18 protein-coding genes, 1 tRNA gene and 1 pseudogene are annotated in these 24,424 nt (G+C 60.8%); 13 read left to right on the top strand and 7 right to left on the bottom strand.

The features are described 5' to 3' along the window. Positions 1–26: 26 nt before the first annotated feature. Positions 27–431 (bottom strand): metallopeptidase family protein, encoded by a 405-nt coding sequence (locus tag ABFX23_RS03285; protein ID WP_346031698.1) that lies wholly within the window; start codon positions 429–431, stop codon positions 27–29. A 99-nt stretch (positions 432–530) separates the two neighbouring features. On the opposite strand from ABFX23_RS03285, the gene ABFX23_RS03290 reads away from it, so the two are divergent. After that, a tRNA-Ser gene (locus ABFX23_RS03290) sits at positions 531–621 on the top strand. A gap of 32 nt (positions 622–653) precedes the next feature. Continuing rightward, a complete protein-coding gene (locus tag ABFX23_RS03295) occupies positions 654–1,940 on the top strand; it encodes a tyrosine-type recombinase/integrase (protein WP_346031699.1) in 1,287 nt (428 codons plus the stop codon). 3 nt (positions 1,941–1,943) lie between these two features. Here ABFX23_RS03295 and ABFX23_RS03300 read toward each other — a convergent pair whose 3' ends face one another. Both ABFX23_RS03300 and ABFX23_RS03305 read right to left on the bottom strand, forming a co-directional pair. Further along, positions 1,944–2,147, bottom strand: a complete 204-nt coding sequence (locus ABFX23_RS03300) for a DUF5818 domain-containing protein (RefSeq protein WP_346031700.1) — start codon at positions 2,145–2,147, stop codon at positions 1,944–1,946. After that, on the bottom strand, positions 2,144–2,713 hold the full coding sequence (locus ABFX23_RS03305) for a lytic transglycosylase domain-containing protein (RefSeq protein WP_346031701.1): 570 nt from the start codon (positions 2,711–2,713) through the stop codon (positions 2,144–2,146). The genes ABFX23_RS03300 and ABFX23_RS03305 overlap by 4 nt, the downstream gene beginning before the upstream one ends. A 224-nt stretch (positions 2,714–2,937) precedes the next feature. On the opposite strand from ABFX23_RS03305, the gene ABFX23_RS17735 reads away from it, so the two are divergent. From ABFX23_RS17735 to ABFX23_RS03350, 8 genes are all read left to right on the top strand, one after another. Continuing rightward, positions 2,938–3,753, top strand: a complete 816-nt coding sequence (locus tag ABFX23_RS17735; protein WP_428831640.1) for a DUF7146 domain-containing protein — start codon at positions 2,938–2,940, stop codon at positions 3,751–3,753. 75 nt (positions 3,754–3,828) lie between these two features. Further along, positions 3,829–4,605, top strand: coding sequence for a hypothetical protein (locus ABFX23_RS03320; RefSeq protein WP_346031702.1), 777 nt, complete (start codon positions 3,829–3,831; stop codon positions 4,603–4,605). A gap of 104 nt (positions 4,606–4,709) precedes the next feature. Next, positions 4,710–6,704, top strand: a complete 1,995-nt coding sequence (locus tag ABFX23_RS03325; protein WP_346031703.1) for a ParB/RepB/Spo0J family partition protein — start codon at positions 4,710–4,712, stop codon at positions 6,702–6,704. 166 nt (positions 6,705–6,870) lie between these two features. After that, complete coding sequence (locus ABFX23_RS03330; protein ID WP_346031704.1) at positions 6,871–7,800, top strand: ArdC family protein; 930 nt, start codon at positions 6,871–6,873, stop codon at positions 7,798–7,800. A gap of 11 nt (positions 7,801–7,811) precedes the next feature. After that, positions 7,812–8,252: a hypothetical protein gene (locus tag ABFX23_RS03335; RefSeq protein WP_346031705.1), complete on the top strand. Its 441-nt coding sequence runs from the start codon at positions 7,812–7,814 to the stop codon at positions 8,250–8,252. A 219-nt stretch (positions 8,253–8,471) separates the two neighbouring features. Continuing rightward, on the top strand, positions 8,472–9,410 hold the full coding sequence (locus ABFX23_RS03340) for a DUF2493 domain-containing protein (RefSeq protein ID WP_346031706.1): 939 nt from the start codon (positions 8,472–8,474) through the stop codon (positions 9,408–9,410). 369 nt (positions 9,411–9,779) lie between these two features. Beyond that, complete coding sequence (locus ABFX23_RS03345; protein ID WP_346031707.1) at positions 9,780–10,049, top strand: hypothetical protein; 270 nt, start codon at positions 9,780–9,782, stop codon at positions 10,047–10,049. 268 nt (positions 10,050–10,317) lie between these two features. Further along, complete coding sequence (locus ABFX23_RS03350) at positions 10,318–10,716, top strand: single-stranded DNA-binding protein (protein ID WP_346031708.1); 399 nt, start codon at positions 10,318–10,320, stop codon at positions 10,714–10,716. Between the two features lie 66 nt (positions 10,717–10,782). On the opposite strand, the gene ABFX23_RS03355 is transcribed toward ABFX23_RS03350, so the two are convergent. After that, the gene (locus ABFX23_RS03355) at positions 10,783–11,049 is read right to left on the bottom strand and encodes a DUF6437 family protein (protein WP_346031709.1); all 267 of its coding nucleotides are present in this window, start codon (positions 11,047–11,049) and stop codon (positions 10,783–10,785) included. 335 nt (positions 11,050–11,384) lie between these two features. On the opposite strand from ABFX23_RS03355, the gene ABFX23_RS03360 reads away from it, so the two are divergent. From ABFX23_RS03360 to ABFX23_RS03370, 3 genes and pseudogenes are all read left to right on the top strand, one after another. Then, on the top strand, positions 11,385–11,606 hold the full coding sequence (locus ABFX23_RS03360; protein ID WP_346031710.1) for a hypothetical protein: 222 nt from the start codon (positions 11,385–11,387) through the stop codon (positions 11,604–11,606). A 682-nt stretch (positions 11,607–12,288) separates the two neighbouring features. Next, positions 12,289–12,618, top strand: a complete 330-nt coding sequence (locus tag ABFX23_RS03365) for a hypothetical protein (RefSeq protein WP_346031711.1) — start codon at positions 12,289–12,291, stop codon at positions 12,616–12,618. Then, positions 12,608–14,095 (top strand): annotated as a pseudogene (locus ABFX23_RS03370) (type IV secretion system DNA-binding domain-containing protein); the annotation flags it as partial. The gene ABFX23_RS03365 and the pseudogene ABFX23_RS03370, both read left to right, overlap by 11 nt. 401 nt (positions 14,096–14,496) lie before the next feature. Here ABFX23_RS03370 and ABFX23_RS03375 read toward each other — a convergent pair. Genes ABFX23_RS03375 through ABFX23_RS03385 form a run of 3 tightly spaced genes read right to left on the bottom strand, consistent with a single transcriptional unit; the run spans position 14,497 to position 24,272 of the window. Beyond that, entirely contained in the window at positions 14,497–16,014 is a 1,518-nt protein-coding gene (locus ABFX23_RS03375; RefSeq protein ID WP_048885066.1) for a hypothetical protein, read from the bottom strand. Positions 16,015–16,018: 4 nt separating this feature from the next. Continuing rightward, positions 16,019–17,806 carry a hypothetical protein gene (locus tag ABFX23_RS03380; protein ID WP_346031712.1) on the bottom strand — a complete coding sequence of 596 codons (1,788 nt, stop codon included), beginning with the start codon at positions 17,804–17,806 and terminating at the stop codon, positions 16,019–16,021. Next, positions 17,790–24,272: an NACHT domain-containing protein gene (locus ABFX23_RS03385; RefSeq protein ID WP_346031713.1), complete on the bottom strand. Its 6,483-nt coding sequence runs from the start codon at positions 24,270–24,272 to the stop codon at positions 17,790–17,792. Before ABFX23_RS03385 ends, ABFX23_RS03380 begins: the two co-directional genes overlap by 17 nt. Positions 24,273–24,424 lie beyond the last annotated feature (152 nt).

Genomic DNA, 24,424 nt, shown 5'->3' on the forward strand with positions numbered 1-24,424 from the left:
GACACTGCCCGGCCGGTTGGCAAGCCCTAGAGTACCTGGTCTTCCAATGCGTGCATGTCATCGTCCGACAAGCCGAAGTGGTGGCCGATCTCATGGACGAGGACATGGCCGACGAGATGTTCGAACGTCTCGTCACCGCGTTCGCACCATTCCAGCAAAATGGGCAGCCGGAAGAGGCGAATGCGGTCGGGCATGGTGCCAGAATGCTCGATGCTGCGCTCTGTCAGCGGCAGCCCTTCGTAGACGCCGGTGAGTTCGAACGGGCTCTCGATGCCCATGTCGGCCAGCAGCTCGTCCTCGGCGAAATCCTGCACCTGGATCACCACATCGCCGAGATGCTCGGCAAAGGCCGACGGGATGCGGGAAAAGGCGGCGCGGGCGGCGGCCTCCATGTCTGCGATACTTGGCGCAAGGCCGATGGTGCGTGTCATGATTGCGGAATTAGGGAATGTGCCTCGCGAAGTCATTACGCAGCTTGTCTTTGCCGGATAGCTTCGCTAGGTGCCCGCCTTCTGCAAAGTCAGGCATGCGGAGCGGTGGCCGAGTGGTCGAAGGCGCACGCCTGGAAAGTGTGTATACGGTAACCCCGTATCGAGGGTTCGAATCCCTCCCGCTCCGCCACCATACCAATCTCACATAGCCCCAGATTGTCTATGAAACCAGCAGAATTGCTGGATTTTTTGTTTGCGCTTGCTTCAGATGTTCTCTATATGTTTCTTTGCATCTCGCACCAAGTGTGGGGAAAAGTGTGGGGAAATTTTCGAGGCAACGAAAGGTTTGGCGGAGGAATGGGAAACCTAACTGCTACGGGATTGCGAAATCTGCGTGAGGCTGGCCGGTTCTCGGACGGTGGAGGGTTGATTCTGTTTCGCAACAAGTCCGGCAAGGCTAGCTGGATTGTCAGGGTTCAGGCGAACGGGCGAAGGCGCGATGTAGGAATTGGTTCTTATCCAGATGTCTCGCTCGCTGATGCACGTGAACGGGCTGCGAGCGTCCGAAAGCTTGCGAAGGCCGGCGTCGATGTGGTTGCGGAAAGGAAGAAGGAACGTGAGGTTATCCCGACTTTCCGCGAGGCTGCAGCAAAGGTTCACGCTGAACACAAGAAGGGTTGGAAGAACGGTAAGCATCAGGATCAATGGATATCGACGCTGGAAGCATATGCGTATCCGCACTTCGGAGATGCCCTGGTCTCCGACATCGAAGCTCCGGCAATCCGCGATGCTTTGGCCGAAATCTGGCTCGAAAAGCCTGAAACGGCTCGGAGAGTGCGTCAGCGCATCGGGACCGTGCTCGACTGGTCCTTCTCGAAAGGCTTCCGTACAAACGAAGCGCCCATGCGCTCGATCTCGAAAGGTCTACCTCGGCAGCCGCGGAAGTCGGGTCACTTTGCGGCGATGCCATTTGTCGATGTTCCAGCTTTCCTAACCAGGCTGCACCAACGATCCTCGGTCGGGCGCCTGGCCCTTGAATTCCTGATCCTCAACGCATCACGATCGGGGGAAGTCCGGAATGCAGTTTGGTCGGAGTTCGATCTTAAGCGCGCCGTCTGGATCATCCCCGCGGAGCGGATGAAGATGGGTGAGGAGCATCAGGTCCCACTCACTCGCAAGGCGTTACAAGTGATCGAACGCGCAAAGGTCTTCCGGACCGAAGCCAGCGACCTCGTTTTTCCTGGCCAGCGACGCAAGAGTCCACTTTCCGACATGACCTTGCTCAAGATTTTGAGAGATATGGAACTGGACGTCACTGTCCATGGCTTTCGCTCATCGTTCCGCGATTGGGCAGCTGAAGAGACTTCTTTTCCAGGCGAGGTCGCGGAGGCTGCCTTGGCACATGCTGTCCAGAATCGCGTTGAGGCGGCCTATCGCAGGACGGACTTTTTCGAGAAGCGGCGCAAGCTCATGGCGGAGTGGGCAAAGTTTTGCGCGCAAGGTAAGTGATCGCTACTCGGCCAGAACGCCCAACCAATCCACCTTTAGGCGATCGAACCCAACGATTTCGCCCTCGGCGGTTACTTCTTCGCCGATCTGGTCGTTGTCAGGTTCGAAATCGTCCAGCACCCAGTGATCGCCCGCTTCGGTTACGATAGCGAAGCCGCGTGGCAGATGTTCAAGCCGCCCGCTGATACGTTTCCGATTCGTATTCATGATGGCCTGTATGCCATCCAACGCTGCAGAACGCTCCTCACATATGCCGGTGTTTCCCGATTTCTCGGGATGCCACCCGCACGTGTGACGGCACCGGGACCGGCGTTGTAGGCAGCGAGCGCTAACTGGACATCGCCAAAGCGGTCCAGCATCTGCCGCAGGTAACGCGCACCGCCATCGATGTTCTGGGCGGGATCATGCCGGTTGCGAACGCCAAGCTCACGGGCGGTTGCCGGCATCAGCTGGGCAAGTCCGGCAGCGCCAACTGGGCTGATAGCCATCGGATTGAAACGGGACTCGGCCCAAACCAATGCCTGCATCAGTCCAGGCGGAAGACGATACCGGACTTCCGCTTCCCTAATCAGTGGCTCGTAAATTGCTTCACGATAGGAAGCAGGGAGCAGTACCCTCGACGGCGCTTCCTCGCTGGTCCAGAGATCTTGATCACCAGCGGTTTCAGGCCGCTCGTAGCGATGTTCCAGCAGCGCGAACTCCTGAGCCTGTGCGCAATGTACCAAGGGACCGACGACGCTCGCCATCGTTCCGATCATCAAAGTAAGTCTCATCCTTCTTACTCCTGTCGCTTGCAACGAAGCGGAATAGAACATAAATAGAACATGTAGGAAAACAGATTGTCCGTCCCGACAGTGAGAGGGGAGGATAGCGGTCATGGGGGACCCGAGCCTGCGAAGGAGCCCTTATGTCCGTTGCCACGACCAACCATCCACTAGCCGAGACGGCGCGACGCCTCTGTGAAAGCCGTGGCGGCAAATGGTCAGGCACAAGGGGCATGGCCTGCTGCCCTGCGCATGATGACCGCACGCCGTCACTCGGTGTGTCGCTCGGTCGGCAGGCTATCCTTTTCCATTGCTTTGCGGGATGCGATCAGCAAAGCGTATTGTCTGCATTGGCGCGTGAAGGTTTCGAGGCACCGGCGCTCTTTTCAGCTTCTGCGACTACCGAAGGTCCCGAGTCGACCAGAACGCGCGAACCCTTGGCGGCAGCGCTGAGGATCTGGCGCGATGCACAGCCACTGCGTGCCAGTCCGGCAAAGGCATATCTTGAGAGCCGCGGCATCCTCGCCGCATCTTCTGCGCTCCGCTTTCACCCACGAACGCCGCTCGGCCCCAAGGGGCACACCCGGTTTTTGCCGGCCATGATTGCGGCGGTCTGCCGCGACGAGGGGCCGATCGCCATCCATCGCACGTTCTTGTCGAGCGAGGCTTCAACCAAGGCCGCTTTCGAAAAGCCGAAACGCGCACTCGGCGCGCTCGGTGAAGCTGCTGTCCGCCTCTTCTCTCCGGCCTCCGGCAAGCTCGGCCTTGCCGAGGGCATCGAAAGCGCGATGTCGGCATATGCTCTCACCGGCATTCCCGTCTGGGCAACTTTGGGCAATGAGCGCTTCGGCCTCGTCAGCGTGCCCGAGAACGTAACTGAGCTTCATCTCTTCGTCGATCATGATGCTGGCGGCGAGTTGGCCGCGTCGCGTGCCCTGGCCGCCTATGCCCGCGATGGGCGGACGATCCTCGTTCGCAAACCATTCTCACGCGACACCGACTGGAACGATGAACTTACAGCATGGCTGCGCCGCAAAGCGGCGCCGTAGAGGAGAGAGGGCTTCTCGAATTCCTGAACCGGCAGAGGGCGTGTCCCGATGCCTTCATCAGGAGGACGAATTACCATGTTTCAATCAGACCTGTTTCCCGCCGGCGAGCAGTTGCCGTCCATGCCATTGGCCTATGCCATTGGCACCCGAGTTGCCGCGCTTCTCGCTTCGGGACGTCATCTTACCCGTACCGACATTTCCGGCCTGTTCGCCGAAGAGACCGGTGTTCTGGACTGGGGAGGTGCCTGGACGATCGACGACTACAACAGCGCGGTCGAGATCGGCGCACTACTCTGGCTTCGAGAGTCCTCACGGATCGATCTGGCGACGAATGTACACGAAGCCGAAGCGCGGTTCGACTGGCTCGAAGCAGCCTTGCCGCCGCGGCACGTTCGCAGCGAAGCACAGGTCGAGCTCCAGCAGTTCTCGACCCCGCCGATGCTGGCCTGGCTGATGGCGAAGGCCGCAGCTGTCTGCGCGCAAGACACGCTCCTCGAACCGTCCGCAGGCAATGGTGGCCAGTCGATCATCGGCCGCGAAGTGCTCGATATCGATCTCGCTGCAATCGCCGAGACCTTTGGCCTTTCCGGAGTTACCGGGCCAGCTGCAGAGCAGATCGGCGACCTCGTTCTCGCCAGCGGCAAACCGCTGGGCCTTGCCAGCCACGATCCACTCACGGTGAAACGCTCGCTAGTCGGCGGCGAACAGCGCCTTGAACTGACCGGGTTCTCGCCCGATCGGCTCGACTGGTACAAGGGCAAAGGCTGCTTCACCGAGATCATCCGCTACCGCACGCGCCTGTTCGTCCCGGTGTCGAATGCCTCGTCGGTTCTCCCCGCGCTTGCCGCCTGAGTGCTCGGGCAGACCCCAATCCCAAAATGAGAGTGGAGGGAGCCCTTTGGGCTTGTGGGCCTCGTGATCCTCACCTGCGCCTTCATTCCATCAGGAGAACACCCATGATCCAGTCGATTCCTTTGAAGAAGCTCGTCCCGAGCCCGCGCAACGTTCGCAAGTCGAGCGACGTGCTGGCCGACCTCCAGCTGCGGGCAGACATCGCCGCGCGCGGCCTGCTGCAAAACCTCGTCGTGCGCAAAGGAAAGCGCGGCAAGTTCGAGGTCGAGGCCGGCGGTCGTCGTCTTGCCGCGCTGCAGGCCCTCGCCGAAGAGGGCACCTTGCCCGACAACCACGAGGTCACCTGCCTTGTCATCGAAGGCGAGGAAAGCGAGGTGCGCGAAGCCAGCCTTGCCGAGAACTTCCAGCGTCTCGCGATGAACCCCGCCGACGAGGCGCAAGCCTTCGCTTCCATCATCGAGGCAGGGGCTACCACCGAAGATGTGGCGCGCCGCTTCGGCCTCACTGTCCGGTTCGTCGAAGGGCGTCTGCGCTTGGCAAGTCTGGCACCCTGCGTCTTCGAAGCGCTCGCCGAGGGCACGATCACGCTCGACATGGCCAAGGCCTATGGCGCGATCTCCGACGTGGAGCGCCAGGCGCATGTCTTTGCCGAGCTGCAGGACGCCTGGTACCAGATCACGCCGGACACGATCCGCCGCATGGTGCTCGACGCAACTGTTCGTGGCTCCGATCCGCGCGCTATGCTTGTCGGACGCGATGCCTACCTCGCCGCAGGTGGCCGGATCGAGCGCGAACTGTTCGACGATGATGCCAGCGAGAGCTGGATCGATGTCGCGCTGCTGGAAGACCTCGCGCACAAGGCCATGGAAGAAGCCGCAGAAAAGGCCGCCATTGAATATGGCCTTGCCTGGGTCCGGCCGACCCTTGGCAACTATGTCAGCCATGACCTTGTTGAAGGTCTCGGCCGTCTGCCGTGCGAGCCTGCACCCATGACCGAAATGGAAGCGCAAGAGCTGGGCGAACTCGAGGCCGACTACGACCGTGTCGCCGCCATTCTCGAAGACGAGGACAGCGACGAGGACGAGGTCGCCAAGGCCGAGGAGGAACTGGTGGCGATCAATCGCGCCATGCGGGACCTCACCGATCGTCCGCCGGTGCTGACCGACGAACTGAAATCCGAAGCCGGTGCTTTCCTCGTCCTCTCGCGCAATGGCGAGGCGACCTTGGTCCCGCAGTTCTACACCGAGACCGAAGTCATCACCAACGACGATGGCGCTATCGAGGCAGTCGAGGAAAGCGGAGCGGCGAAGCCCAAGGGGAGCTCGTTGTCGCAGCGCCTGCTCGACGAGCTCGCGATGCAGCGCCGCGACATCCTGGCGATCCATCTCGCCAACGATCAGGCACTGGCGCTCGACTTCATGGTCTTCACGCTCGCCGATGCCGATGGACACGACTGGCGGGCCCAAAAGGCATCGACGCTTGTTGGCCCAGTGGCGTCCGGACCGGTTACCGGGTTCGAAGCCAAGGACGCACCAGCAAGTGCTGCCCTGGCCGAGTTCGCCGGTTCGCTCGATGAAAGCTGGCGTGCTGGCGAGAGCGATGTCGAACGGTTTGCGAGGTTCCGGGCACTCTCAGACGAGGCGCGTTCGGCCTGGCTTGGTCATGTCGTCTCGCGCACGCTAGTTGCCAGTCTTGCCTGTGAAGGCGAGCGCTCGGTGCCACTGCACGAGGCGCTCGGCTCGCTCCTCGACATCGAGACCGCGCATTGGTGGCGTCCTACGGCGGCGAACTACTTTGACCGCGTGGCCAAGGCCCGCACGCTCGAGGCGCTCGATGCTGCGGGTGGTCCCGAACTGGTCAGTCGCTATGCTGCCTCGAAGAAGGCCGAACTGGCGAGCGCTGCCGAGCGCATCTTCTCGGGCAACTTCATCGGCGAGGCCGAGGTCAAGGAACGGGCGCAGGCCTGGGTACCTTCGATCATGCGGTTCACTGATGCCGATGTCCCTGCCGATCTGGAGGAAGAGGCATCGATTGATGACGAAGCCGACGAAACGGACAGCGGCGAGGTGGCCGATGAGATTGCCGAGCAGGCTGCCTGACCCCTCCTGACAGGTCCAGGTCACTCGGCGGGCGGTCCGTCCCAATCGGGACGGGCCGCCCTTTCGCGTTCTCGCTGAATATCGGCTGCCTCAGCGGCGGAGAGGGGAGGGAGCTTTGCTCTTCCTGAACCGGGGCATGTCCGTCCCGGCGATCAGGAGAATTCCCATGACCAAATCCCGCCGCACTGCATCGACTTCGCCAGCCCAACGCATCACCGCAGCCATCATCGAAAAGCTCGAGCAAGGCACAAAGCCCTGGGTCAAGCCATGGCGCGGTGTGCCCGTCTCGCGACCCTTGCGGAGCTGCGGGACGCCCTATCGCGGGATGAACACCTTCTGGTTGTGGATGGTGGCCGATGCCTCCGGCTTCGCCTCGCCCTACTGGATGACCTACCGCCAGTGCCAGGGGCTCGGCGGGCAGGTCCGAAAGGGCGAAAAGTCGACCATAGCGATTTTCTACAAGAGCTACACCAAGGAGGTCGAGAACGCCGAAGGCGAAGCGGACACCGAGAACCGGTGCGTGCTCAAGGCCTACGCGGTGTTCAATGCCGACCAGTGCGATGGCCTCCCTGCATTTTACCACCCCAAGCCGCTGGTTGCAGCGCTTGAGCCCGAAGGACGCGAAGACCGGCTCGATGCCTTCTTTGGTCAAGTGGGCGCCAACCTGCGCCACCATGGCGCGCAGGCCTATTACGAGCCGCTGCGGGACCGCGTCACCATGCCGCCAGCCGAACTCTTCGAAGCCTACGACCACTACTATGCGACGCTCGCACACGAGCTGTCACACTGGACGGGTCATTCTTCTCGGCTCGACCGCGATCTCAAGAACCGCTTCGGCAGCGACGCCTATGCTGTCGAGGAATTGATCGCCGAACTTTCCTCGGCCATTCTTGGGGCCGAACTGGGTCTACCGGTTGCCCACCTCGATCATCACGCCAGCTACATCGCGTCCTGGCTCAAGATCCTCAAATCGGACGAGCGCGCGATCCTGACTGCTGCGGCCAAGGCCGAGGAAGCGGCCAGCCTGTTGCTTGATCTTGGGGGTCACCAATCCTGTGAAAGCGAGCCCGACATTGATCTCGCTGATGCGGCCTGAGGAGCAGTAAGATGGGACGTTCCGTCAGCTATCCGACCGGCTCCGTGGTGGCCTTTCGCCTGCTCGATGACGGCGAAGAGAACGACACCGACTGGGTTTATGAGTGCCTCGTCGACGAGATCATCGATACTACGAAGGCGGCCTTTCCTTCCTTCGAGCGCTTCGATGGATGGCGCGGCCGCGAGGATCGTATCCTCCTTCGCAATGCCTTCGCCGATTGCGGCATATCAACCTATTGCGGGCTCGCCGCGATCTGGCTCGCCGAACGTGACGATGCCCGGTACTGGGAGGCCGATTTCTACATCCCACGAACGGCAAGGGCACGGCACTGGCTCGCCCAGGTGTCGGGACGCTTCATCGACCTGTTCGGGGATCTGCGCCTGGTCGGGCGATTCTCGAATGGCGAAGCGATCTTCGAGCGCTCCCGATCCACCTGCGACATCGGGACCTGATCCTGCCTCATCCCTGTCCGCCGGGAGAGGCCCTTGGGCCGGTCGGGGCGCGCCGCAACCTGCGGCCCGTCGGCCCGTGTTGCCCGCGCCAGCCTAGGGCCGCAGGTTTCCCGCTACGCGGTGCGTCACGCCCCTTGTCCCGGCCCTGATCGGGCTCCGGCGGACAGGACCGAGGCAATGGTGCCTCCTCTCCTTGTCCCCGCGATCAGGAGACACCCCATGTACGACAACTTCATCGACCAGTTGAGCGGTCTCGACCTCTCAGGCCTCAGCATCAGGCCCGCCCCATTCAACGAGACCGACTTTCCTTGCGAGGATGCGATCGAACAGACGCTTGGTGCCGTATGGTCCGACCTCTTCGCGATGTTTTCCGATACGGCCCTGGAAGCCGATGCCGAGGATATTGCCTGGGGCATGGTCAATCTGTTCCACCGCGCAGCCAGCCGCAAGTCGGCTCAACTTGATCGGGCCAGCGACGAGATCCGCGTCCTGCTCGCATCCGCCGATGGTTCCGAAGTGCATTCGAGCAATCTTGAAGAGCAGGTCGAGCGCGCGCAGGCTGCCGAAGCCAGCATGCTGGCCTTCGAGCAGATGCGCGAGGCTGCGGCAGCACTCTATCGCGACGAGACCGGTTCCTCGTGGAAGCCCGTTTCCGGTTCGCGCACGAGCCATTCGCGCCATCTAACCTCGGCTGTGATCGATGCCCGCGACTTCCTCCGCGCACGCGCCGAGAACCGGCGTCACGCCCTGATCCCGGAAGGAACTCCGGTCGTCTTTGCAGGTGGGCGCCAGAGCTTCGAGAGCGCCGAGGATGCGAAGCGTTACGCAGACAATATCTGGGCGACGCTGGACAAGGTTCGCGATGCGGTTCCCGATCTCTTCCTGGTCCATGGCGGCGACGGCAAGGGTGCCGATCGCCTCGCCGCGAGCTGGGCTGAACGCCGCGAGGTCCAGCAGCTGACTTATTCACTCGATCGTCGGCTTGGTGCCCGCGCCGGGTTCAAGCGCAACGAGCAAATGCTCTCGCTCAATCCGCGATACGTTGTCGCCTTCCCGGGCAATGGCGTAACTGAACGGCTTGTGATCGATGCCAAGGCGCGTCGGATCACCGTGGTCGATCGTCGCGGCCCCTTGGGGAGCTCACCAAGGGGCGGCTAACGCTCCTTACTTGCCGCGATTGACGTTGTCGCTCTTGGACGGGTCGGGATTGTCGCGGGCATATTCCCTGCCGTTGACCTTTACGACATGAGCGCCGGGGTGCTCGCCACGCTTGCTTTCGGCGACGATATTTCAGCGTGGCACATTCTTACGCGAACCGACATCATAGTGCTCGTTCCGACCTCCCGGACCGTCGTTCTTTCCCTTGATTTTTGTCATCCCAATCTTCCTTCAGCGGCCCACCCTTGAGGGTGTATTCTTCAAGATGGGTCTCGTTGAAAAAGGATCAATTCCCTGAATAGTTGAAGAGATTGTGTGTTGCTCCTCAAGCACATGTGCATTTGCACGTCGCCGTACTATCTTGTGCGAATGCAACTTGACGATCTGCTGCAGCGCTACTTCGCCGCCACCGACCTCTCCGGGGTTGCTCCCGACACCTTTGCAGCCGGCATCGAGCATTGCCGGGTCGATCTCGGCCTTGAGGAGGACCGAGGCAAGCGCTTTGCACTGTGGTCGTTCCTGCACATGTTCGGGTCCGCCCCCGATCTCGATGTGGCGTTCGAGGCCGAGGAGGACCGGGAGGCAGCCCGCAACTTCATGGATCTCCTGGCAGCATCGGAAGGCGATGGAGCAGGCTGATTGCAGCAGAGTCTTGGCACCTTCAGACCCGTACCCGATACCCATCCGGCTTTCTTCGCGAACAGTCCTGAACCAGGTCAGCTGAGGACAGCAACCCGTTCCTTTCCGGCCGTGTTGTTGCGCTTCGCGCGCCTGCCCGCACCACCCGTCATGAACAGGTTCCCCTTGGAGCTTCGCTCCTGCGGTGCAGTCCTCCCATGCCCTGCTTCTTCTGGATGTTCGCAAGCCGGAGATGGTCTCCGGTTTGAGGAACTGAAGGAATACAACCATGACCAATATCGCAATCCTCACCGGCCGCATCGCCCGCGATCCGGAATCCCGCGAGACGAAGGGCGGCACCAATGTCACCGGGATCACCGTCGTCACCGATCGCCCTGCACGCGATAAGGACGGCAAGACCTACAAGGACGAGAACGGCTACACTGCCAAGGAAAGCGAGTTCCACCGGGTGACCTGCTTCAACGGCCTCGCCAAGACCGTCGGGCAGTACTGCACCAAGGGCCAGCTGGTCAGCGTCCAGGGCCGCATCCACTACACCCAGTGGGAAGACAAGGATGGGGTCACCCGCTACGGCACCGAGATCCTCGCCGACAAGGTCGACTTCCTCTCCCGCGGCAGTGGTTCGGGTGACGACCACGACAACACCGACGCTCCTGAGATCGACTGATATCCAACATCATCGATCCCGCTCAGAGGGGCGCTGTCCAGACCGGGCAGCGCCCCTCTTTGTGTTCTAACCGGACGATGCCTGTGGCTCGCGAGCGGGACCAGGCCGGGCTGCTTCCAGCCGCCGCAGGCCTTCTTCCTCGCCCAGCTTGCCGAGCAATTCACCGGCCTTCCTGATGCCCTTCTTCGAGAAGGTCTCGATACCGGTTCCCAGAAGCATCTGGCCCAGTTCAATGGCAGCCTTCTCTTCCAGTTCGCGCTGGCGCTGGTCGAGCGCTTCCCGGTCGGCTTCAAGTTTCTTCAATGCGGCAATCGCGCTTCGTTGCGACGGCATATGGGGGTCCTTTCAATTATCCCCTTGTGGCGGCAGCCCGCACGCATCCTGCCCCGGATCCTGGCATGTAGGAAAATGAATTCTGACCTCGCTCCGGGAGGAAAGGTTAGAGGGTCCTGGCTCACGGAACTCCCATGCTGACGGGGCTGCAACCACCGCGTCAAGGACGGCGGGGCCCCACGATTTTGCCTCCCCTTCGCTTGCGCTGCGGTCCGACAAAACCGTTACCCCCACCGCCGCTTCGCGGTCGCCCATGCGGGCGATCCTGTGACCCGGCGGTCGCATCCCCGTCCGCCAATCTCCTGTCGGCTTCCCGGCACAATCAGGAGGAAATCATGGCTACACTTGCAAAGGTTCAGACCAATTCGAACAGCTACTTCGAGGCACTTGCCACGGCCGAACGGCGGGCACTGCACAGCTTCTTCGACCAGCACGTCATTGAGGACGACGATCTCGGATACTTCGCTCTCGACGAGGGCGACTACAACGCCCTGCCAGCGCACCTGGCACACCGCGTGGTGCACACGGTCCATGGGGGCCTGCTCGACGAATATTGAAGCGCGCAAAGAGGGCGGGGCCGGTAACGGTTCCCGCCTTTTTTCATGCTCGCCTGTGTTGGAAGCCGGGCGAGAAATTGAGCGGGGCTGTGGACGCGCTCTGTCCCGCGCAGCTGCCGCTGCGCTCCTGAGGGCGCGGCCTGACTTGTTTCTGGGCCCCGCACGCACTTGCGCACCGGAACCGGGTCGGACCAGCGCGCGCGGAAGGAACGACAGACCCCGTTCCTGCCGCTCCACACGTGGTCCTTGGCCGGTCCCTTTTGCGCAGGTGCGTTCTCTTGTTGGGAATGGAGACCGGCACAGATCGTGTGCGAACATGGGCCAGGTCGAAGGGGTTGCTCACGCTCCCCCGGTAAGGGTGATCAATGGGCCCAGAGACAGAACGGCCAGGGTCACTGGCAACCACCCGCGCAATTGGGGACGAGATGCACACCGGACGCAGCGGGGCCGCCTTTGTTCTTTTAATGTTCTCAAGCGGTTGCAGTGCAAATATGGTATGTGCATCGACCGATTTGACCGCAAATCGCGATTTGGATTCGCAAATTGGCTGCAATTCACATTAGTCTAACACGCTGGAATAGATAGGGAACTTTTCGTTTTCCTACATGGCCATTCCTATTTAGTGTGATCCTCGCCTTCCGCAGGTCGAACCAGGCTTCTTGAGCATAAGGAGCTTGGAAAAATGCAACGTTACAGGGTCCTCCAGACCTACGTCCCGCCGCTGATTGCGGACTGGATTCTGGAGCAGTCAAATACGCGCGATACCAGCGTGAGTGTGGTCATCCGTGACCACCTCGTCACCGCTTGGAACCGCGACAACGATCATGCAGATCGTCCCGGCGGGAGCGATCCGGCACGCCAGATGGTGTTCCTCACCACGGCGCTCGATGCGCTGCTCGCGAGCCATCCTGACGACAATCTGCGCAAGCGCACCCACGCTGCCTACCACCGCCGCCTGGCCCAGCTCGGCTTCATTCCTGCGCGCGCGAAGGAGGCCGGCGATGAAGAATAGTATCGTCAATTTTACCCGCGGCACCCAGCTCCTGGGGCACTTCGGTTTCATGTTTGCAGCCGGCTTCAAACTGCCGCTGATCATCTCCGCACTGGTCGTGCTGGGTACCGCCTGGTGGCAGGTCAGCAGCGCGCTCGACGACTACCAGGCCTACCTTCTGGGGATGCATCTCTATGCCTCGGGCTACATGTTCATGGAGTTCGATCCGGCCAAGCTCGTGAACCTGCGCCTGCCCGGTGGCGACATGGTGGCCTTCCCCATGGCAGTCGTCAGGGACTTCCCCCCAATGCGCGAAGCATGGGCCCTGTTCTTTGCCACGGTGAAGCAGGCGGTAGTGCTCTCCACGGTTTGCCTTATTCCGCTCATGGCCGTCTTCTGGTGGGTTGCCGAGCACTTCGGCGAGAAGTCGAAAGCCAAGCGCCACCTGCGCGGTGCGCGGCTCGTATCGCTGTCCGAACTTAAGGCCGACATTGCCCGTCACAATCGCGGCAAGCGCGCCCTCGAGTATGGCCGCGAGCTAGGTTGGAAATGGCGGCTTGCAGGCCGCAAGGCGCTGAGCGAGGCGGGTCTCTATTCGCCTGCCCATATCGCCGGCGTCAGCTACCCGTGGCGGCAGGAACAGGGCCACGCCATGCTGGTCGGCACTACCGGGATGGGCAAGACCGTGGCGCTCTTCGAGCTCGTCGACGAGATCCGCGAGAGGGGAGAACGCGCGGTCATATTCGACCTCACAGGGGCATTCATCGAGGCCTTCTATGAGTCCCGCCGCGACGTCATCCTCAACCCGCTTGATGCCCGGTGTCCGGCCTGGAGCGTGTTCAACGACTGCACCACCAGTTCCGAGTTCCATGCCGCAGCGGAGTCCCTGGTACCGCACGACGGCGGCGGGGCGGAGCAGTTCTGGGTGCTTGCAGCCCGAACCCTGTTCGTCGAGACCTGCCTCAAGCTGGTCGAGAAGGGCAAGGGCACCAACGCCGCACTCGCCAGCGACCTGATGAACGCCAATCTCTCCGACCTGCACAAGCTGCTCGAAGATACGATGGCAGGGCCGATGACCGACCCGCAGGCCGCCAAGATGGCGGAATCCGTGCGCGCGGTGTTCAACGTCAACGCCAAGGCGCTGCAATTGCTACCGACCGAAGGCAAACTGTTCTCGATCCGCGACTGGGTCAAGGGAGGCGGCAAGGAGGGATCGTTCCTGTTCCTCTCGGCGCGCTATGCTGACCTCACCGTCCTCTCGCAAATGCTCACGCTCTGGCTCGATACGGCGATCAACACACTGATGACCGGGCGGACCTCGCCTGATCTCAAACTGTGGTTCCTGATCGACGAGCTTGGCGCGCTGCACCGGCTGCCTTCGCTCGAGAAGGGCCTCCAGACCGCACGCAACTACGGCGGCGCCATCGTGACCGGCGTGCATGCCTATGCCAAGCTGAAGGAGGTCTATGGAGAGAACATGGCGATGACCTTACCCTCGTGGTCGACAGTGCTGCACGGCTTGGTGCTGCTGTCTCGAAAAACAAGGGTGAGAAGTCATCGGCGTTGGAAGTGACCGAGCGCTTGAAGGCGGCTGCACAGGCGGGGACGGGTAAGGCGATGGCTAAGAATGTCCCCAAAGCTACCGAACCGGAACTCGCCAAGGAGCGCAGTCGCTCCATGGACTTTGGGATATGATCAGGTACTTCCCCCGAAAAGACCGCTTAGCGCCTCAATTTCGGACATAGAAGACAATGCGCCAACCGCCTGAAAGCTGACATTCGATTGTTGCCAGATGCTGGTTAGGTCGTCTGACTGGGGCAGCCTCTCTGATTTTCGAATCCTTTGGGGCTATTACATCGTAGAGGCCGGCTCCTCACCCGTACGACCTCCCATCGGTCGTTAGATTGGGGGATCCTCCGCAATCAGCGTTCGAAATTCATCTATGCGTCGAAAAGGGATCACTCTCGGATTGAGTGTCACGACAGGAAAGCGGCTCAAGAGGAAGTGCCGCACTTTCGACAAACCAAGCCGTTCCTTAAGCAGGTGTTCTCGAGCTTCCTCTTTGGCCAGGGCCTTGCCGTAGTATCGATCAAGCCTGCAATTGTAACGCGCGAAACGAACAGGATCGGTCTCAATGCGATTAATATCGATGAGGTTGTTCTTGCACTGTACGTTGTAGATGACCTGATCTAGCGTCGCGACTACATCGAACTCTTTGCGGTTGATGCGCTTGACGTCGGTAACCGCAAATCCCTGTTTAGCGAGCGCGGCATTCACATTGTCTTCGAAGATAAAGCCCGACCGGATTTGAAAGCGCCGCTGGCGGTTGAGACAGGCAGTTTTCCAATAATAGAGGAATCGGCTGAGAAGGGTCACCGTCGAGATATGGGCGCCGTCTAACCTAATGAACGGCGCGATCGCATTGGTGCACGCAACGTAGTCCGCATCGTGATGCTCCAAGTGTCGGCGTAAGGCCCCGGGGAGCTCGGCCTCATCGGCGAGTTCAGTAAGACGGTCGGCCGGTAGTTTGATCAGATAGTCATCCTCACAGCAGGCCAGGCACGCTTGGACGAAATGCGCCATGGGGCCAAAATCAGTCTCCATAAGCGCAAATTCGGCATAGGCCGCCTCCATCAAACGGATATCATTGCGTAGTTCGGCAGCAGAAAAGATTAGGCGGGGATCGACCGGCTCCAGGGTGGCCATGATTTGCGCGCCATCCATGCCGGGCTGCACGTCCAAAATCCCCGCACGCTCAGGTTCCAGAAACATGCTTTCGAGCAGCTCGTACTCGTAATTGGCTGTGAAGCCGTTCGCACTCACGTTAAGTGCGAAATCGGGGAAAATTCGAGCCAACATTTGTTTTTGATGTAGGCCGGTAATCGTTGCACCGCTGTGTTCGACCAGAGGCAGAATAAAATTCAGCGTATCTATTCGCCCCATCTCTCGCGAGCCGCGACAGGCTAGCGGCATGGCGTAGAGCATCGCGACGAGATGGCGTCGGCGGGATTGAAAATATCCGATCGCGTGTGCGATGGTTTGAAATCCGGAGGCAACTTCGAACAGGCCGTGGGCACGAAAGGCTGCACCGATCGCGCTTGCCTGTATTACAGTGAGAAGAAAACGCTCGGCGAGACGCTCGCCAAATTGATCAATCAAGGCGCTTCGTATCGACGCCAGCGCGGTCGGGTCGAGATCGTCGAGACGAAAGGTTACGATAGCCTGTTCGAGAGCATCGTCCTCAAGGCCGAAGAGCGGCAGATTGATAAACTCTTCGATCGCGCGGATCGTATCGAGCCAAGCATATACACTGCTTTGGGCCCGGAAGGGCGCAAGCGCTTGGGCGATACCGCCACTGTGCGCTGCGATTTGCTGCTGGATAAGGGTTTCGGCTGCGGGGCCGGTGATCTGGTGCATGCTGCTAGCTGTTGCCGGCCTTGCAGTCGGGAGCTGGCGCCCCTTTTTTTGATCCGCCAGAGGGCTTGTTTTGCTTGGTGCGCCGTCGTCTTTTCGGCTTGGTTAATTTGGGCAATAGCACGCTTTGCCAGTCGATCTTCCTGCGCTGCGAGAAATCGGATTCGAGGGCGACGACGGCGGGAAGGCCCGGATGGGTTTCCACCGCACGGCCGATCCAATCCAGCGCTGCATCAAAGTCTCGCTCTTTGCGGCAGCGCTCCGCCAGCGCGAAGCACATCGCCGCGTCGAGCAGTTTCGGGGCGTGCAATCCGCCTGGTTTGGAACGCTGCTCGAAATAGCGCTCAAGCGTCTCCTTGTGGGTCTCGAGAGGCCATGCGTCGAGGGAACCGAATAGGGTCCCCATTACCAGTGCTTCGCTACTTGGTTCGCCGATCTTAGCGGAATGCTGTTGCAACAGGGCATCGAGCCTCTCGGATCGATCATCCTTTGACATCAGAGCCGCAAACAGGGTGTAAAGCGTGAGCAGTGTCGTCCGGTTGGCTGCGCCACTCGACTTCGCCAGTCGTTCGATGTCCGGATAAATCGGCCTCAGGTCGGTAATCGTGGCCTTTTGTTTACCCGCCAGAAGTGGCACGATCTGGCTTAAATGACCTTCCAAGCGTTGCCGCGCATCTTTTGCCTTTCGCAACGGCCTACCGACCCAAAGTTCGGGCGCGAGTGGCGCCATCACCACGCCTGATTGTTCCATCATATAATCGTATGGCTCGTGCTCGACCGTGTTGCCCGTGGCGACAAACGCCGAGATCACGTGGTGCGTCAGCCGAATAAGGCCTTCGAAGCTGAGCACGGGGCGGCGATCGACTTCGGCCACTTCGCGATGACCCTGCGCGAGGGTAAGGGCATCAGGCAGTTCGCGTAGGTTATGCACATAGCGCGAGCGAAGCGCGTAGGCTTGCCTCAGCGCTTCTTCTAGTTCGTGCCGAGCAATGGCCGCGCCCGGTACGAGCCCGGAGGCCCTGAAATAGTCGCCGCCGACATGATTCAGAACGAATGCCCGGTAACGGCGCGCCAAGGAAGCATGCTCGGTGGATCGGATCGCCTCGCGAACGCCATCACGAGTGCGTGCTGAGGCTTTCGCCAGCGCCTTGTCGACCGGACCGCGCTTGCGCTCATCGACATCGTGCCAGTGCGTCGAATATCCGTCGAATTCCTGCGCGAGCGATTCAACCGCTGAAACGAAGAGCGTGTAGGCGAGTGCCAAGTCGTCCCGCATGCGATGGAGGCCAGTGACGAAGGTGCGGATAGCGCGCATCGCCGCCAAGAAACTCTTACGATCCAGTGCGATCAGCTGGTCGACAAACGCAGAGAAAAGGGCGATCTCGTCATCGCGAAGCGGCAGGCGCTCATCGAAATAGCGCAGCGCGAATTTGCTTGGCGGGTCGTAGGATGCGAACCCAGGCCCTTTGGAGGTCAGTCGTTCGACTACCGCGGCGTCGGGGGACACGATTGCCCGCAGGCCAAAGCTGGCGAGGGCGGAGAAATCGGTGAGAAAGGGCGCGATCGTGTGCGAGATCAGTATTCCCGGCCCGGCCTCAGCCGCCTCAATCCTTTCTTCGATCTCGTAAACGATGGCCCGGTTTCCGCGAATGCCGTCGGTTTCTCGGAGGGTTCCTGCGACGGTCGGGACATCCTTCCCGTAGCAGAGCTCCAAATTGGAGTAGAGCACGCCGCGCAGTTGATTCGTCCGCCCAACACCGCGCGTATAGAGCTTGCCGCTATTGATCTGCAGCATCGCTTGGAGCCCTCTCGTCGGAGGAGGTCTTGCGGCGGGCGCGGCTTCTGGGCCAGGCTTGACGGCGCGGACATCCCGCCGCTTCGATCGCCGTCAGTCGATCACCAAATTCGCCACGCTCATAATGGCCAAGGTTTGCAATGGCCGCGCGAACCGGCTTGGGCACCGCGTATAAGACCTCGAGGGGCTGGTCCGGGCGGACAATCAGCGCGAGCATCTGGTGTCGAAAGTGATCATCCTTGGGATCCTTCTCGATATACCGACGCACCTTGATCAGCAGGAGGAGCGCCTGCTGCTCAGCTTCGAGCAGCGGCTTTAAAGCATCCCATTTGACCGCAAGCCTAGTACCGCCTCGCTCGGTCGCATGGCGGCCATGCCCCCTGCGGGTTCCCCACGCGTCGGCGCGGAAAGTCCATTGATCGGCAGAATCTACCCATAGGCGCTCGAACGCATCGGCTTTCCACAAGGACATCTTTTCGACGGTTTGCGCGGAGGGCCGCACGCGCTGAAGCGCTGTCTTGAAACCAAAGGGGTCGCGTTCGTCGAGTTTTGTATACGCATGGTCATCGCTGCTGAGCCAGCGCGTGAGCAACTGCTTTTCGCGATTGTCGCGGCGGTCGAAACCATCATCTTGGTCAACAGGCAAGTAGGCGAAGAAGGGATCGGCCGAATAGACGGCATGAGCGACAGTGCGGGCCATGTCGCGCTCAACAAGCTGGGATCCGATGGTAACGTCGAGACCATCGATCGATTCCCAGCTGCCACTAACGAGGAAACTGCTTGGTAGATTCAGCGAATCATCGAAGCCAGCGAGCGGCAAGAGATCCAACGGATGGGAAGGCACCGAGCCTGTCTCGCTGGCGCCCGGCATATACGGAACGACCGATCGCGCGTCTTCCAGCGGGAACAAATCGGTTCCGTCCGCCAGCCACAGCCCATCGCTTCGCGACAAAGTTTTTTCGGCAAGCCAGCTCTCCCAAGGCGTTTCTTGCCAGCTATCGCCGATGATGGGCTTATCCGCGGCGAACTGTCCTGCGGTGAGCATAAGCGCGTGCCAGGCGAGATAACCACCATAGCGGTCAATATCGGGAAATGACGTCGAACCATAATTGCGATCGTCTTCCGATGACCAGCGAGGCCGAGGGCAATCGTACATGGTCTTGACCTCGGCATCGTAACGCCGAATCCAGTTCGTCGCTGCATCTTGTACGTCCCATTTGGGGAGGACGAACAATCTGCCCAGCGGATCGATCTGGTATTTGTCGAAATCATAATCGAAGCGGAACGGGGATGGATGTTCGGGCCGATCGGCCGGCCGCATGTCGTAAAAGCCGGGCCGGTGGCCGGATCGTGATACGCGCGGCATTGCAGGTACGTTCAGTGTCTCAAGCCAGGCAAGATAGGTACCCGGCTCCGGAATCGATCCGCTTAATGCAAGCGCGCGCAACGCCAGGATGGCGAAATGGCGACAGAGCGCGTGCGGGAAGCTTTCGCTCGTCGCGATGGCCTCAAGCGCGTTTCGATAAGGTAGAACCGTTGCGGGCGCATCGCTTGCCAAACGGGCGATGGCGATGAGCAGCCAGAGGCGCGCATGCAAATGAAAGAAAGGAAGCGTTTGATCTTGGAATGCGCCGGCGCCGGTGCGATCGATCCCTGCAACAAGCGCGTCAAGGAAGTGCGTCTCGCCCAGCGCCACCAACCGCCGAATGCTGTGCGCCGCTCGCCACCTACTTGCCGCATCGGGCGCTCCGAGGCGCATCCATAGAAGGTCTGCGACGATCGTGTCTTCCTCGTCGGTCGTCGAGAAGGTGCGCGTCCACGGTCCATCCCCGATCGTATCGGGCAGTGACTGCGTTGAATGTTCGGCATAGCGGCCCAAGGCGTCACCGATCGACGAAGCGCTTGCAGTTCTTGCCAGCTCGATCGCGCAAGCCATCCAGAAATCGCTGGAAACCTCAAGATTTTGGCCTGGTGTTGCCTTGAGCACAGCGGCGACAAGGCGTTCGCGCGCGCCACCTGCCAACCGTGCGACGCGGGACAAGGGGCGGCGCCAGCTATCCCCAGACCGAACAACTGCCCCAAGATCCCGCAGTGCAATGCCAAGGGCTGCTTCCTCCAGTTGCCCGTCAAGGGCTCGTGATTGGCCGGCCCATTGCTCCTGCGCCTCCTCCAGAAACGACAGCTTGTCGGCGAACGAGAGCTGTAGATCCTCGACGACGGTCGAGAGCAATGCTGTTCTCGGACCGGGTTCGGTGACGTCCGCCACGAATCCGCTGAGAATAAAACCGTCGGTCGGTCGATATCCCTCAAAAGCCGCGGCACCTTGCTCGATCGCTGCCCGCAATTCGTCTGCAGTGATGGCCGACGCCTTGCGAAGTGCATCGGGCGCGATGGGCTTCGGCCGCGCTGTGGGAGCCGTTTCGGCTTTAGTGCCCCGTGTCCTGTCGGCGTGCAGCGACACGATGCGCTTTCTGGCGGCTGCCTGCTCTGAAAGTTCGTCTTGGAACAATCTTTTCAAGCCGTTCACCGTCTCGCGGTGAGGCCGGGCGGCGTCCTCGCGATCTAGGTCGACGACGATCATGTCCGCGAATACTTCGCGCAGGTGCCCGGGAAGGCGGACCATGATGGGTCTGGCCACCTCCGGGGGAAACCAGTTCCAAGTCGATTCAAAAGCGGCGAGCCCGAAGAGCCCTGCAGCGAGCGTTGGGCGTAGACGATCGCGTTCGACGAGTGCCTTCAACATCGGCGTTAGCGTCCATCCGAGGCCGACCTTGTCCCGGTCCGAGAGGCGGGCCATCGCTGCCAGTCCGCCAGTTGATCCAATGGCAGACATTGCCTTTGCGAAGTTGCGCCAATCGAGCGCTTCTGCTTCGTCGGGAAAATTGAGTTCGCACAAACGTAAAAATTGGTGGACCGCAGCTGCCGGCAACGGCTCGCCGGAATATTGCGCAGCGAAGGTGATGAAGTCGCCGATCCGTTCCTGATCATCCGACCCGACCGCATCTGCGAGTTCCAGTCCGATGCGAAAATAGGGCCGTGCCTCGTCGGGCGATATCGGGAGGAGCGCGCGCGCAAGCATGCCGTAGGATTGGATCTGCTTGCTGACATCGGTGTCTGCGGCAATCACTCGCTCCGCTTGGCCGGCAAGCCGCAAGGCCGCCGCTTGAGTTTCCTTTCCACGGGCGAGCAACGCTGTATATCGCAGCCAATCCGATACGAGCTGGGATCCGGATTGCTCAAGGAAGGCGGCCAAGGCTTCGCCGCTGGCTTGATCGAGCGGAGCGCGGCATTGCGCAGCCCATCGGAGCACATCGAGACAAAGATGTCTAAGGAAGCGATCCTGATCGCGATAGGGATAGTTCGATGCGGATGTTATCGCGTTCTCTGCGCGCGCCAACGCAGCGGCGATCGCTGGCCCGGGTCTGTCCGTGGTCAGAATTGCTGCGACATCGTCGACCAAGGACGTGAGCGGCGCCAGACGGTGGGAGAGAAGGCGTTCCCAGCGCCTCGCTTCGTCGCTGCCCGGCAGCTTCCTTTTCCGTTTCGCGCGATCATTCTGGGCTTTTGTGAGGACGGCACGCAAATGGTGTTCGAAGGCGGCTGGTCCGCGTCGACGGATCGAGAGCGGTACCAGCGCGCACATCTCCTCTGGCACAATATCCGTAATCGCTGTCGATCGCCGCCGGGCTGCGGCAGCAATCGCAGCGCGCTTAAGGTGTCGCGAGACACTTCCGCCGCTCAGAGGCCAGGGATCGTCGATCTCATAGGTGCGTAGATCTGGAGCTGGCACATGCAAAACAATTGCTTGTGCTTCGCGCACCAGTCCCATGCCGATCGCCTGCCCACCGGCCGTGAGGAGCGCGTCGGACAGGCGGTCCTCGCGTCGATAGTCGAAATAGCTGCCTGGTTCGAATGGCTCCGGTTCGAGCTTCGCCAGGCGCGTGAGCAACCGGCACCTTGTATCGGGCGTGACTTCAATCCGCTCCAAGATCGCAGCGATTACGACCGGGGATTGAGTTCTGCACTTCGCCATTGCTGCAATCATCTTGTCGGCAGGCGCGCTCGCATCTTTCGCTTTTGCCAGCCGGTCGACAAACGCCAACATGTCGGCGGCAATTTTGAACGCATAGATATCGTTCAAGCCGGACAACCTGCGGTCGACCCTGACGGCCTTTCCGAGCAGCAGCTGGACGAATATCGCTTCGGCTTCGAGCAGGGCCAGGTCCTTATGCCCCTTCGATCTGCCTTCGCGCCGCTCGCGGAGGGACCAATTGAACCAGGTCAGAGCGCGATCGGATTCCAAGGACGCGCTGTGCATGTCTCCTGAGAAGGCGTCCAGCACGGCCAACGCGGAATGCCGGACACCTGGCCAGCCGGATCGGTCGTCTCGAAAGCGCCGTATGGCTTCGGGGTCCTCACTGAGAGCGACGAGATCTGGATGAGCGCGCAGATAGGCATCGCTGCGTTCGGAGGCGCTGGCAATGCGGGACGCTTCCACTGTGATCCGCGTCAAATCGTCAGTTCGCCCGCCGCGTGCGCACGCAGAGGCTGCCGCCTCGAGGCGAGCCAGCCGTATCGCGCGATGGGCCACGCGGCCGAGATCGGGGCTCGAGAGCGAATCGAATGCCAGCGTGACCAGAGTATCGATCTCGCCGACCTCCACCAAAATTCCAGGGAGTGCGCGCGCGGCGTAGATAGAACGGTCCTGCCTCGCTAGGAGACGCGCCACCAGATCGCTGCGTGCTACCGTGTCGGCCCCGATCATCTCGACGACCAAGGTTTCAGTCGGCTCATCTCGAAAGATCAGTCCGGTGAGTGTTGCTTCGATGAGAGGAAAGAGGTCCGCGACGAAGCTTTGCACGTCACCGGCGTCCAATCCCAACGCCGCGGCGAGTTCTTCGATTGGCACGGGCGGGGGCAACATCGCCATGCCCGCGAGCAGGCCGCGCGCTTCAGCTTGCGTGGCACCACGGGCAATCGCCTGCTCTTGGGCGGCGTCGATCTGTTCACGTAGAAGCCCTTCGAGTGTCTCACCCTCGCCACCTGGCCCCTCGATATCGAACGGCTCGCCGCGGCTCAGAAGATTGTCGAGCAAGCGCGGGTTGCCGGCCGATCGGCGCTGCAGGACAGTGATGTCGTTCTCGCTTGCGGTCGGAAATCTTGCTCGAACGAGACGTTCCGTTTCGTCGCGAGTGAAGATGGGGATCTCAAATTCGCGGCACCGTGCGTCGCCCTGTGCAAGATGGCGGCGATGACTACGGCACGATGCGACGACACGTATGCCGTCCAGAGGCGCTACGTTCAAACTCTGTAATAGGATTTGCGCGAAGGATTGGGTTCCCGTCCGCTCGGCCTGCATGCCGCAATGATCGATCGCATCGAGGATAAGAACGACGTGGGCGTCCGGCTTGAACGCCCGCAGCGCTTGCACGCTTGCACCAAGTCGGTCGCGAAGCGCACCGATATTGTCTTCAAGATGGCTGGCTGGAAGCTGGATATCGCACAGACCATCGGCCGCCAGCAGATTGGCGAGATGGGGCAGTGACTTGCGCGGCAAATGGCGGCCATCGGACGGCTCCCGCCACCTGCCCGCGCCGAATCCGTCGAAAAGCAGGACGCAATGCTGGTCGTCCAACTCGCGCGCAAGCGCTTGCATTAAGACGGTTTTGCCAACGCCTCCTGCAGCATGAACCAACAAGGCACGCGTATCGGCGAACAGCGCCGCAACGAGGTCCTTCAGGACCGGGCGCGATATCGGCGTTTCGATGGCGGGGAAGGCCGCCTCTACCGGATAGAGATCGCGTTCATAGGCGACGTCGAGCGCTCCGAGGACGTCCACCCGGCCGATGACGTTGTCATCTTGTCCGCGCATGCCGGCGCGATCGCGCACCAGCCTGCGCAAATTTGCCAGGCGAGCATGGCTCAGATTGTCAGTCGCCCCTGACCAGGACGCGAGTACTTTCAGATTGCCATGTTCGGTCGCGTCGAGCGCTTCGCCGGTTCCTATAAGGCTGAGTTTTCGGGTAAACTCCTGCAGAGCTTCGCCGTCCAGGCCAATCGCTTCCCGAAGTTGTTGGGCATGCCGTGCGACCCGCCCTTCCGCCGCGGTACCGGACCGCAACGCCTCGAGGGCAGTCATCGTATCTCGATCGATAGGGCGATTGGTGATCAGCGCAAATTTCGCAAGCTCGGGTTCGGCCGGTCGGATTGTTTCGATGTCGTTGTTGGCTCCGACAAACTTATTCAGGGTCTTGGACATTTCAGCAGCCCGCATTGGCTCATGCGCCGAGCTGACGGAGTACTTAAATTGCAGGGTTTCGATTTTGGTGGCGGATAGGATCCGCGATCCGCCGCGATACCGAGTGAGGTCCGCGATTTCATGGGCAGTCTGCGAAACATCCTCTGCTTCTTCGTGGGAAAAGCCCTCAATAGCGACTGCACTGAGATCGGTGTCAGGGGGAAGCAATTCGAGACAAAGGCGCGCTGCCCAAGCCTCGTGGAATTGGTGCCCATCGCGGGATGCCCGTACTACGTCTATTTTATCTGACTGTCCGCTCATTAGGTTCTCAAGTTCCCGCTAGAACGAAGATAGAACAGATGTGGATAAGGAACAAGTCG

The sequence above is a fragment of the Erythrobacter westpacificensis genome, assembly GCF_039542285.1.
Lineage (GTDB): Bacteria > Pseudomonadota > Alphaproteobacteria > Sphingomonadales > Sphingomonadaceae > Alteraurantiacibacter > Alteraurantiacibacter westpacificensis.

Coding starts and splice junctions, on each gene's coding strand:
- ABFX23_RS03375 (WP_048885066.1), bottom strand. CDS start 16,014: ATGCACCAGATCACCGGCCCCGCAGCCGAAACCCTTATCCAGCAGCAA.
- ABFX23_RS03305 (WP_346031701.1), bottom strand. CDS start 2,713: ATGAGACTTACTTTGATGATCGGAACGATGGCGAGCGTCGTCGGTCCC.
- ABFX23_RS03295 (WP_346031699.1), top strand. CDS start 654: ATGAAACCAGCAGAATTGCTGGATTTTTTGTTTGCGCTTGCTTCAGAT.
- ABFX23_RS03365 (WP_346031711.1), top strand. CDS start 12,289: ATGCAACGTTACAGGGTCCTCCAGACCTACGTCCCGCCGCTGATTGCG.
- ABFX23_RS17735 (WP_428831640.1), top strand. CDS start 2,938: ATGGCCTGCTGCCCTGCGCATGATGACCGCACGCCGTCACTCGGTGTG.
- ABFX23_RS03285 (WP_346031698.1), bottom strand. CDS start 431: ATGACACGCACCATCGGCCTTGCGCCAAGTATCGCAGACATGGAGGCC.
- ABFX23_RS03360 (WP_346031710.1), top strand. CDS start 11,385: ATGGCTACACTTGCAAAGGTTCAGACCAATTCGAACAGCTACTTCGAG.
- ABFX23_RS03355 (WP_346031709.1), bottom strand. CDS start 11,049: ATGCCGTCGCAACGAAGCGCGATTGCCGCATTGAAGAAACTTGAAGCC.
- ABFX23_RS03380 (WP_346031712.1), bottom strand. CDS start 17,806: ATGCTGCAGATCAATAGCGGCAAGCTCTATACGCGCGGTGTTGGGCGG.
- ABFX23_RS03350 (WP_346031708.1), top strand. CDS start 10,318: ATGACCAATATCGCAATCCTCACCGGCCGCATCGCCCGCGATCCGGAA.
- ABFX23_RS03335 (WP_346031705.1), top strand. CDS start 7,812: ATGGGACGTTCCGTCAGCTATCCGACCGGCTCCGTGGTGGCCTTTCGC.
- ABFX23_RS03300 (WP_346031700.1), bottom strand. CDS start 2,147: ATGAATACGAATCGGAAACGTATCAGCGGGCGGCTTGAACATCTGCCA.
- ABFX23_RS03325 (WP_346031703.1), top strand. CDS start 4,710: ATGATCCAGTCGATTCCTTTGAAGAAGCTCGTCCCGAGCCCGCGCAAC.
- ABFX23_RS03340 (WP_346031706.1), top strand. CDS start 8,472: ATGTACGACAACTTCATCGACCAGTTGAGCGGTCTCGACCTCTCAGGC.
- ABFX23_RS03330 (WP_346031704.1), top strand. CDS start 6,871: ATGACCAAATCCCGCCGCACTGCATCGACTTCGCCAGCCCAACGCATC.
- ABFX23_RS03345 (WP_346031707.1), top strand. CDS start 9,780: ATGCAACTTGACGATCTGCTGCAGCGCTACTTCGCCGCCACCGACCTC.
- ABFX23_RS03320 (WP_346031702.1), top strand. CDS start 3,829: ATGTTTCAATCAGACCTGTTTCCCGCCGGCGAGCAGTTGCCGTCCATG.